The sequence below is a fragment of the Kitasatospora sp. NPDC004799 genome (assembly GCF_040609095.1).
Classification (GTDB): domain Bacteria; phylum Actinomycetota; class Actinomycetes; order Streptomycetales; family Streptomycetaceae; genus Kitasatospora.
Genome location: NZ_JBEXJK010000278.1, coordinates 1 through 10,846 on the forward strand (window position 1 = coordinate 1; position 10,846 = coordinate 10,846).

The window sequence follows — 10,846 nt, forward strand, 5'->3', positions numbered from 1 at the left end:
GCCCGCCCAGCGCACCGGTGCCCCCGGTGACCAGCACCGTCCCGCGCGGCCGCCAGGCCTCCACCGGCGCGGCGTCGGGGCGCGGGCGCACCAGCCGCCGGGCGAACACGCCCGACGGGCGCAGCGCCACCTGATCCTCCCCGCCCGCACCGGCCGGCCCGCCGGTGAGCACACCGGCCAGCCGGGACAGCGTCCGACGGTCCGGCGCGGCGGGAAGGTCGACCAGACCGCCCCAGCGGTCCGGGTGCTCCAGTGCCACGACCCGGCCCAGACCCCACAGCAGCGCCTGCTCCGGATCCTCGACGACCTCCGCCCGGCCGACCGCGACCGCGCCCCGGGTGGCCAGCCACAGGGGAGCCGCCAGCTCCGCGTCACCCAGCGCCTGGACCAGGGCGGTCGCGGCGACCAGGGCGGTCGGGACGTCCTCCCCGGCCTCCCCGGCCTCGCCGTCGGACGACATCGGCAACGCCAACACGCCGGTCACGTCCGGGTGTTCGGCCACCAGCTCGCGAAGCCGTACGGCCAGCGCACGGCGGTCCTCGGCCACCGTCCACGGCAGCTCGACCACCCGCGCACCGGCCTCGCCCAGCGCCTCCACGACGGCCCGCACCGGCTCGCCGGCGGCCGCCTCCGGCACGGCCAGCAGCCAGGTGCCCGCGAGTGCGGCCGCAGCCCCGGTCGAGGACCCGCCGACCGGCCGCCAGGCGATCCCGTAGCGCCAGCTCTCCAGCGCCGAACGCTCGCGCTGCCGCCGCCGCCACGAGGCCAGCGCGGGCAGCACACTGCTCAGCGGGGCGTGCTCGTCGAGGGCGAGGGCGGCGGTCAGTTCGTCGAGGTTCTCCCGCTCGACCGTCTCCCAGAAGCCCGCCTCGACGGCGTCCGCGGGGACGGCCGACGGCTCGTCGGTGCCGGCCTCGGGCTCCAGCCAGTAGCGGTCGCGCTGGAAGGCGTAGGTGGGCAGGTCGACGCGGCGGGCTGCGGGGAACAGGCCGGTCCAGTCGACGGGGGCGCCCGCCGTCCAGGCCTCGGCCAGGGCGGTCAGGAAGCGTTCGCGCCCGCCGTGGTCACGGCGCAGGGTGCCCTGGACGACGGCGTCGGCGCCGACCTCCTCGATGGACTCCTGGATACCGACCGTCAGCACCGGGTGGGCACTGATCTCGATGAACTGGGTGTGGCCGGAAGCGAGAAGGGACTCGACAGTGTTCGCGAACTCGACGGTCCGGCGCAGATTTTGGTACCAGTAGCCGCCCTCCAGCGCCGCGCTGTCGATCACCTCACCGGTGACGGTCGAGTGGAACGGGATCTCCGGCACGCGCGGGGTCACCGGCGCCAGTAGCTCCGCGAGTCGGGCCTCGATGCGCTCGACGTGCGCCGAGTGCGAGGCGTAGTCCACCGCGATCCGGCGAGCCCGGATCTCGTTGGTCGAGCAGTACTCCATCAGCGCGTCGAGAGCCGCCGCATCACCCGAAACCACTACCGAACGGGGCCCGTTGACGGCCGCTACCGACAAGCCGCCCCAACGCTCCAGCAGCGCACGGACCTCGTCGGCGGACAGCGGAACGGACACCATCCCGCCCAGACCGGACAGTTCGGTGATCGCCCGGCTGCGCAACGCCACCACGAGCGCCGCGTCCTCCAGCGACAACGCACCCGACACCGCCGCCGCCGCGATCTCACCCTGCGAATGCCCCACCACGGCCGACGGCTCAACCCCGTACGACCGCCACAGCGCGGCCAACGAGACCATCACGGCGAACAGCACCGGCTGGACCACGTCCACCCGCTCCATCCACCCGCCGTCCTCATCCCTGACGACGTCCAGGAGATCCCACTCCACATGCGGCTCCAGCGCCGCCGCGCACTCCTCCATCCGCGCCCGGAACACCGGCTCCTCCGCCAGCAACTCCCGCGCCATGCCCAGCCACTGCGACCCCTGCCCCGGGAACACGAACACCGGACCGGTGACCGTACGGGCCCGCCCCGACACCACGCCGGTACCCGGCAGGCCGTCGGCCAGCGCGCCCAGGCCCGCCAGCAGCGCCTCCCGCTCCTCGCCGACCACCACGGCCCGGTGCTCGAACACCGCCCGCGAGGACACCAGCGAGAAGCCGACGTCCACCGGCCGCTCCCCACCGACCGCCGCCAGCAGCCGCCGCGCCTGCTCCCGCAGCGCCGCCCCGCTCCGCCCGGACAGCACCCACGGCACCACACCACCCGGCGACTCCGGCACCGCCTCCTCGGCAACCACCGGCGCCTGCTCCAGCACCACGTGCGCGTTCGTCCCGCTGACCCCGAACGACGACACCGCCGCGCGCGCCGGGCGTCCGGTCTGCGGCCAGGGCCGCGCCTCGGTCAGCAGCTCGACGGCCCCGGCCGACCAGTCCACGTGCGGAGTGGGCTCGTCCACGTGCAGAGTGCGCGGCAGCACGCCGTGCCGCATCGCCATCACCATCTTGATCACGCCACCGACACCCGCCGCCGCCTGCGTGTGCCCGATGTTCGACTTCAACGAGCCCAACCACAAAGGCTCCTCGCCGCGCTCCTGCCCGTACGTCGCCAGCAGCGCCTGCGCCTCGATCGGGTCGCCCAGCCGGGTCCCCGTCCCGTGCGCCTCCACCGCGTCCACCTCGGCGGGGGACAGCCGGGCGTTCTCCAGCGCCTGCCGGATCACCCGCTGCTGGGCAGGGCCGTTGGGGGCCGTCAGGCCGTTGCTCGCACCGTCCTGGTTGACGGCCGAGCCCCGCACGACCGCCAACACCGGGTGCCCGTGGCGCCGGGCGTCCGACAGCCGCTCCAGCAGCAGCACGCCGACGCCCTCACCCCACCCGGTGCCGTCGGCCGCCGCGGCGAAGGACTTGCAGCGGCCGTCCGCCGAGAGCCCGCGCTGCCGGCTGAACTCGACGAAGGTCGCCGGGGTGGACATGACGGCCACGCCACCGGCCAGCGCCAGCGAGCACTCGCCCTGGCGCAGGGACTGCACGGCGAGGTGCAGGGCGACCAGCGACGAGGAGCAGGCGGTGTCGACCGTCACCGCCGGGCCCTCCAGGCCGAGCGAGAAGGCGACCCGGCCGGAGGCGACGCTGCCCGCGCTGCCGTTGCCGAGGTAGCCCTCGACGTCGGCGGGCACCTGCCGCAGGCGGGAGCCGTAGTCGTGGTACATCACGCCGGTGAACACGCCGACCCGGGTGCCGCGCACGGACGCCGGGTCCAGGCCGGCCCGCTCGAAGGCCTCCCAGGAGGTCTCCAGCAGCAGCCGCTGCTGCGGATCCATCGCCAGCGCCTCACGCGGCGAGATCCCGAAGAAGTCGGCGTCGAACTCGGCGGCGTCGCGCAGGAATCCGGCCTCGCGGGCGTAGAAGGTGCCCGCGCGGTCGGGGTCCGGGTCGTACAGCTCCTCCAGGTCCCAGCCGCGGTCGGCCGGGAACGCGCCGACCGCGTCCGCGCCGTCGGCGACCAGCCGCCACAGCTCCTCGGGGCTGCTCACCCCGCCGGGGTAGCGGCAGGCCATTCCGACGACGGCGATGGGCTCGTTGTCGCGCTCCTCCACCTCGCGCAGGCGCTGCTTGGCCTTCATCAGGTCGTTGGTGGCGCGCTTGAGATAGTCGCGAAGCCTGTCCTCAGCGGACATGCCGCATCACCTCCGCCGTATCTGGCCGGGAACCGGTCGTGGTCACGTCAGGAAAGCCCGAGCTCGTCGTCGAGGAGGGCGAACATCTCGTCGTCGGTGGCCGAGTGGATCCCGGCCTCGTCGAGGGTGGGGTGCACGTCGCGTCCGCCGCCGGTCCAGTCGGCCAGCAGGGATTCCAGCCGGGCGGTCACCCGGTCCCGTTCGAGCTCGTCCGGCTCGGCCGTGGACAGCGCGAACCGCAGCCGGTCGAGTTCGGCGAGCAGCGAGCGGTCCTCGTCCGGCGCGTCGTGCGGTGCGAGTTCGCGCCGCACGAAGCCGGCCAGCGCGGCCGGCGTCGGATGGTCGAAGATCAGGGTGGCCGGCATCCGCAGCCCGGTGGCGGCGTTGAGCCGGTTGCGCAGCTCGACCGCGGTCAGCGAGTCGAAGCCGAGCGCCTTGAACGCGCTCTCGCCGTCGACCGCCTCGCGCGAGGCGTGGCCGAGCACCGCCGCGGCCTGCGTCCGGACCAGGTCCAGGACCAGCCGGGCGCGCTCCTCGGCCGGTGCGGCCGCCAGCCGGTCGGCAAAGGTTCCGCCGTCGGACCGGCCGTCGACCGGGCCGTCGGCGGCCGCGGCACGGCGCTGCGGCGGCCGGACCAGGCCCCGGAACATCGGCGGCACCTCGCCGAACGCCCGGGCCCGGGCGCGGAGCTGTCCGAGCTCCAGCCGGGCCGGAACGTACGCCGGCGCCCCGCCCGCGAGCGCGGCGTCGAACAGCGCCAGCCCGTCCTCCGTGGGCAGGGCGCCCAGGCCGGACCTCGCCATCCGGGCCACGTCCACGCCGTCCAGGTGGCTGGTCATGCCGCTGCGCAGCGCCCAGAAGCCCCAGGCCAGCGAGGTGGCGGCCAGGCCGTCCGCCTGCCGCCGGTGCGCCAGGGCGTCCAGCAGGGCGTTGGCCGCGGCGTAGCTGCCCTGGCCGCCGTTGCCCACGGTGGCGACGACGGAGGAGAACAGGACGAAGGCGTCCAGGTCGAGGTGCGCGGTGAGGTCGTGCAGAGCGAGCGCCGCGTCGACCTTGGGGCGCAGGACGGCCGCCACCCGCGGCGGCGTGAGCGACGGGATCACCCCGTCGTCCAGCACGCCCGCGGTGTGCACGACGGCGGTGAGCGGGTGGTCGGCGGGCACGGCGGCCAGCACCTCGGCGAGCCGGCCGCGGTCGGCCGCGTCGCAGGCGGCCAGGGACACCTCGGCTCCCAACTCCCGGAGTCCGGCCTTCAGTTCGGCCGCGCCGGCCGCCTCCCGGCCGCTGCGGCTGAGCAGCAGCAGGTGGCGCACGCCGTGCGCGGTCACCAGGTGGCGGGCGAGGAGCCCGCCGAGGGCGCCGGTCGCTCCGGTGATCAGGACGGTGCCCTCCGGGGCGAGGCGGCGGACGGCTCCGGACCCCTGCCCCGGCACCGCGCGGGCCAGTCGCGGCACGCGGATCTCGCCGTCGCGCAGGGCGAGTTGGGGCTCACCGGTGGCCACCGCCGAGGCCAGCAGCAGCCGCGACCGGTCGGCGTCGTCCAGGTCGGCCAGGACGAACCGGCCGGGGTTCTCCGACTGGGCCGTCCGCAGCAGACCCCAGACCGGCGCGTGCGCGAGGTCCGCCACCGTCTCGCCCGGCCCGGCGGCCAGCGCGCCCCGGGTCACCAGGACGACGGTGGTTCGCTCGAACTGCTCCTCGGCGAGCACGTGTTGGAGGACGGCCAGCGCCCGGAGCACCGCCCGGTGGCATTCATCGGCCAGGTCGGCGCCGTTCTCGCCCCCGGGCGCCATCGGCACGTACAGCGTCGCGGGCACCGGGAGACCGGCCCGTACCTCGGCGGCCAGCGCCGCGAGGTCCGCGTACTGCCCCACGGACAGGCCGGCCGCCTCCAAAGCGTGCCGGACGCCGAGCCCGTCGGCCCCCAACACCGCACAGTCGGCGGAGGCGGGCGGGACGGGCGATCCGGCCGGCAGCGCGGACCACTCGACCCGGTACAGCTCGCCGTTGCCGCTGTCCGCGATCAGCGACGGCATCTGACGCAGCGTCAGTGCGTCGACATTCAGGACCGGTGCCCCGGTCGTGTCCGCGACGGCCAGCGACAGCTCCTCGGGCCCGGCCACGGTCAGCCGGACGCGCAGCGCGGACGCGCCCACGGAGTGCAGCCGGACATTGCGCCAGGAGAACGGCAGCCGTCCCGGAGCGCCGTCCTGGATCAGCACCTCGAACCCGGCGGCGTGCAGAGCGGCGTCGAGGAGTGCCGGGTGCAGGCCGAACTCGGCGGCGTCCGCCTGCAGTTCGTTCGGGAGCGCGACCTCGGCGAACACCTCGTCCCCGCGCCGCCAGGCGGCCCGCAGGCCCCGGAACGCCGGGCCGTAGGTGAAGCCGGCGGCGTCCAGCTGCTGGTAGAGCCCCTCCACGTCGATCGGCTCGCCGTCGCGGGGCGGCCACTCGGACTGCCCGAACTCCGCGGCCGTGTCGTGGTGTCGACCCAGCGTGCCGGTCGCGTGGCGGGTCCACGGCTCGTCCGGATCCCCGCCCTCGCCACGGGAGTACACCTCCACCTCGCGGCGGCCCTCGCCGTCCGGTGCACCGACCACGACCTGCACCGCGACACCGCCCTGCTCGGGCAGCACCAGCGGGGCCTCAAGCGTCAGCTCCTCGATCCGGTCGCAGTCGACCTCGTCGCCCGCGCGGACGGCCAGTTCGACGAACGCCGTGCCGGGCAGGATCACCGTGCCGGCGACAGCGTGGTCCACCAGCCACGGGTGCGACTGCACCAAGAGCCGGCCGGTGAACACTCGGCCGTCGCGGTCGGCGAGCGCGACCGCCGCGCCCAGCAGCGGGTGGTCGGCCGCGGCCAGGCCGGCCTCGGTGATGGCCCCGACGCCCGGCTTGGCCGGTGCCAGCCAGAAGTGCTGCTTCTGGAAGGCGTACGTGGGCAAATCGACCCGACGGGCTGCAGGGAACAGGCCGGTCCAGTCGACGGGGGCGCCCGCCGTCCAGGCCTCGGCCAGGGCGGTCAGGAAGCGCTCGCGGCCGCCGTGGTCGCGGCGCAGGGTGCCCTGGACGACGGCGTCGGCGTCGGCGGCGTCGATGGACTCCTGGATGCCGACGGTCAGCACCGGGTGGGCGCTGATCTCGATGAACTGAGTGTGGCCGGAAGCGAGAAGGGACTCGACGGTGTTCGCGAACTCCACAGTCCGGCGCAGATTTTGGTACCAGTACGCACCGTCCAGCGACGGGCCGTCCACCACCTCGCCGGTGACGGTCGAGTGGAACGGGATCTCCGGCACCTGCGGGGTGACGGGCACCAGCAGTTCAGCGAGTCGGGCCTCGATGCGCTCGACGTGCGCCGAGTGCGAGGCGTAGTCCACCGCGATGCGACGCGCCCGGATCTCCTTGGTCGCGCAGTACTCCATCAGCCCGTCAAGGGCCGCCGCATCACCCGAAACCACCACCGAGCGCGGGCCGTTGACGGCCGCGACCGACAAGCCCTCCCAGCGCTCCAGGAGCGCACGGACCTCCTCGGCGGGCAGCGGAACGGACACCATCCCGCCCAGCCCGGACAGTTCCACGATCGCCCGGCTGCGCAGCGCCACCACGAGCGCCGCGTCCTCCAGCGACAACGCACCCGACACCGCCGCCGCCGCGATCTCCCCCTGCGAATGCCCCACCACGGCCGACGGCTCAACCCCGTACGACCGCCACAGCGCGGCCAACGAGACCATCACGGCGAACAGCACGGGCTGGACCACGTCCACCCGCTCCATCCACCCGCCGTCCCCGCCCCCGACGATCTCCAGCAGATCCCACTCCACGTACGGAGCAAGGGCGTTCGCGCACTCCTCCATCCGCGCCCGGAACACCGGCTCCTCCGCCAGCAACTCCCGCGCCATGCCCAGCCACTGCGAACCCTGCCCCGGAAACACGAACACCGGACGGCCCGACCGCACCCGCCCCGACACCACACCCGCGCCGGTCTCACCCCGGGCGACGGAGTCCAGCCCGGCCAGCAACGCCTCGCACCCCTCGCCGACCACCACCGCCCGCTGCTCGAACGCGGCGCGGGTGGCACTCAGGGAGTAACCGACGTCGGCCGGTTCGGCGTCCACCGTGGACAGCCGGCCGCGCAGCCGCTCGGCCTGGGCCCGCAGCGCCGCCTCACTCCGCCCGGACAGCACCCACGGCACCACGCCACCCGCCACCGGCTCCGGCACCGCCTCCTCGGCAACGACCGGCGCCTGCTCCAGCACCACGTGCGCGTTCGTCCCGCTGACCCCGAACGACGACACCGCCGCGCGCGCCGGGCGTCCGGTCTGCGGCCAGGGCCGCGCCTCGGTCAGCAGCTCGACGGCCCCGGCCGACCAGTCCACGTGCGGAGTGGGCTCGTCCACGTGCAGGGTGCGCGGCAGCACCCCGGCCCGCATCGCCATCACCATCTTGATCACGCCACCGACACCCGCCGCCGCCTGCGTGTGCCCGATGTTCGACTTCAACGAGCCCAACCACAAAGGCTCGTCACCACGCCCCTGCCCGTACGTCGCCAGCAGCGCCTGCGCCTCGATCGGGTCGCCCAGCCGGGTCCCGGTGCCGTGCGCCTCCACCGCGTCCACGTCACCGGCGGTCAGACCGGCGCTCGCCAGTGCCTGCCGGATCACCCGCTGCTGCGACGGCCCGTTGGGCGCCGTCAGCCCGTTGCTCGCACCGTCCTGGTTGACGGCCGAGCCCCGCACGACCGCCAGCACCTCGTGCCCGTGGCGCCGCGCGTCCGACAGCCGCTCCAGCACCAGCATGCCCGCGCCCTCGCCCCAGCCCGTGCCGTCGGCACCCGCCGCGAAGGCCTTGCAGCGGCCGTCCACCGAGAGCCCGCGCTGGCGGCTGAACTCCACGAACATGCCCGGCGTGGACATCACCGCCACCCCGCCGGCCAGGGCCATGCCGCACTCGCCCCGCTGCAGCGCCTGGACGGCCAGGTGCAGGGCCACCAGCGAGGAGGAGCAGGCCGTGTCGACCGTCACCGCCGGGCCCTCCAGGCCGAAGGTGTAGGAGATCCGGCCGGACATGACGCTCGCCGTGGTGCCGGTCAGCAGGTATCCGTCGAGGCCGTCGGCGCCCTCGTACAGCCGGGGGCCGTAGTCGTACGACATCGCGCCGACGAACACGCCGGTCCGGCTGCCACGTACCGTCGCCGGGTCGATGCCGGCCCGCTCGAAGGCCTCCCAGGAGGTCTCCAGCAGCAGCCGCTGCTGCGGGTCCATGGCCAACGCCTCGCGCGGCGAGATGCCGAAGAACGCCGGGTCGAACTCACCTGCCCCGCTGAGGAATCCGCCCTCGCGGGTGTACGAGGTGCCGGGGCCGGCCGGGTCCGGGTGGTACAGCGAGCCGAGGTCCCAGCCCCGGTCCTCGGGGAAGCCGGAGACGGCGTCGGCGCCGTCCGCCACCAACCGCCACAGGTCCTCGGGCCCGGCGACCCCGCCGGGGTAGCGGCAGGCCATCCCGACGATCGCGATCTGCTCCCGGCCGTCCGCCGGGGCGGAATCCTCGGCCGATTCGCCGTCCTCGCCCAGGAGTCGGGCCGCCAGGTGGCGGGCCAGCACGGTCGGCCTCGGGTAGTCGAAGAGCAGGCTGCTGGGCAGGGCGAGCCCGGTGGCGGCGGCCAGTCGGGTGCGCAGCTCCACGGCGGTCAGCGAGTCGAAGCCGAGCTGCCTGAAGGAGGCCGTCGCGTCGACCGATCCGGCGCTCGGGTGGTCGAGCACCAGGGCCACCTGCCGCCGCACCAACTCGACCAGCAGGCGGTCACGTTCTGCTTCGGTGGCGCCACTCACGCGCTCCTGCCAGGACCGCAGGAGCCCGTCCTCGGCCAGGCCCTCGGCAGCACCCTCGCCCGCCACCGCGACGTCCGGCACCGCGACGTCCGGCAGTCCGACGTCCGGCAGTCCGCTCGGCGCCGTCTCCGGCCCGGCCAACCAGTAGCTCGCGCGCTGGAAGGCGTACGTCGGCAGCGGCACCCGCCGGCCATCGGCCGTCGCCGCCCAGTCCACCGGGGCACCGTGCACGTACGCGGTCGCCGCCGCCAGCGTCACCGTACGGGCCTCGCCGCGCCCCTCCCGCAGCGCCGGCGCGAACACGCCGCCCCCGTCGCCCAGGCAGTCCCGCCCGGCGGCGGACAGCACGCCGCCCGGCCCCAACTCGACGAAGACGGAGACGCCCTGGGCCTCCAGGGTCCGCATGCCGTCGGCGAACCGGACGGCCTCGCGAACGTGCCGCACCCAGTACTCGGGCGAGCACAGCTCCTCGGCGCCGGCGACCGCTCCGGTCACGTTGGAGACCACCGCGATCCGCGGAGCCGCGTACGCCAGCCCCTCCGCCACCCGGCGGAACTCCTCCAGCATCCCGTCCATCAACGGCGAGTGGAACGCATGCGACACGTTCAACCGCTTCGACTTCTCGAACTGCGAGGCGATCGCGAGGACTTCGGACTCATCCCCCGAAACCACCACCGACGTCGGCCCGTTGACTGCCGCGATGCTCACGCCACCGGTCAGCAACGGCAGCACCTCGGCCTCGGAGGCCTTCACCGCCACCATCGCACCACCGGCCGGCAGCGCCTGCATCAGCCGACCACGCGCCGCCACCAGCGCCACCGCATCGTCCAGCGACAGCACCCCCGCCACATGCGCGGCCGCCAGCTCACCCACCGAATGCCCGACCAGGAAGTCCGGCCGCACACCCCAACTCTCCAGCAGCCGGAACAGCGCCACCTCGACCGCGAACAACGCCACCTGCGTGAACTCGGTCCGCGCCAACACCGCCGCGTCGTCACCGAACACGACATCCTTCAGCGGCAGTTCCACCCGCGCACACACCGCGTCGAACGCCTCCGCGAACACCGGGTACGCGCCGTACAACTCCCGGCCCATCCCCAGCCGCTGGCTGCCCTGCCCGGCGAACAGGAAGGCCGTCCGCCCCTCCCCCACCGCGCCGAGGACGACCCCGCCCGCCTCCTCCCCGGAGGCGACCGCCGCCAGCCCGTCCAGCAGCGCGGACCGGTCGGCGCCCACCACGACGGCGCGGTGGCGCAGCGCCGCCCGCCCGACGGCCAGGGTGTGGGCGACGTCGGCCGGGTCGAGCTCCGGCCGCTCCGCCAGGTACGCGTGGAGGCGCGCCGCCTGCGCCCGCAGGCCCTGTTCGCCGTGGCCGTGCACCGGCCACGCC

2 protein-coding genes are annotated in these 10,846 nt (G+C 74.9%); both read right to left on the reverse strand.

Annotated features, from left to right (window positions below; all coding sequences use genetic code 11):
- Positions 1 to 3,628: type I polyketide synthase (locus ABZW03_RS28440; protein ID WP_355264188.1), on the reverse strand; the 3,628-nt coding region annotated here is incomplete at its 3' end.
- 47 nt (positions 3,629 to 3,675) lie between these two features.
- The gene (locus ABZW03_RS28445) at positions 3,676 to 10,836 is read right to left on the reverse strand and encodes an SDR family NAD(P)-dependent oxidoreductase (RefSeq protein WP_355264190.1); all 7,161 of its coding nucleotides are present in this window, start codon (positions 10,834 to 10,836) and stop codon (positions 3,676 to 3,678) included.
- Between the last annotated feature and the right edge of the window lie 10 nt (positions 10,837 to 10,846).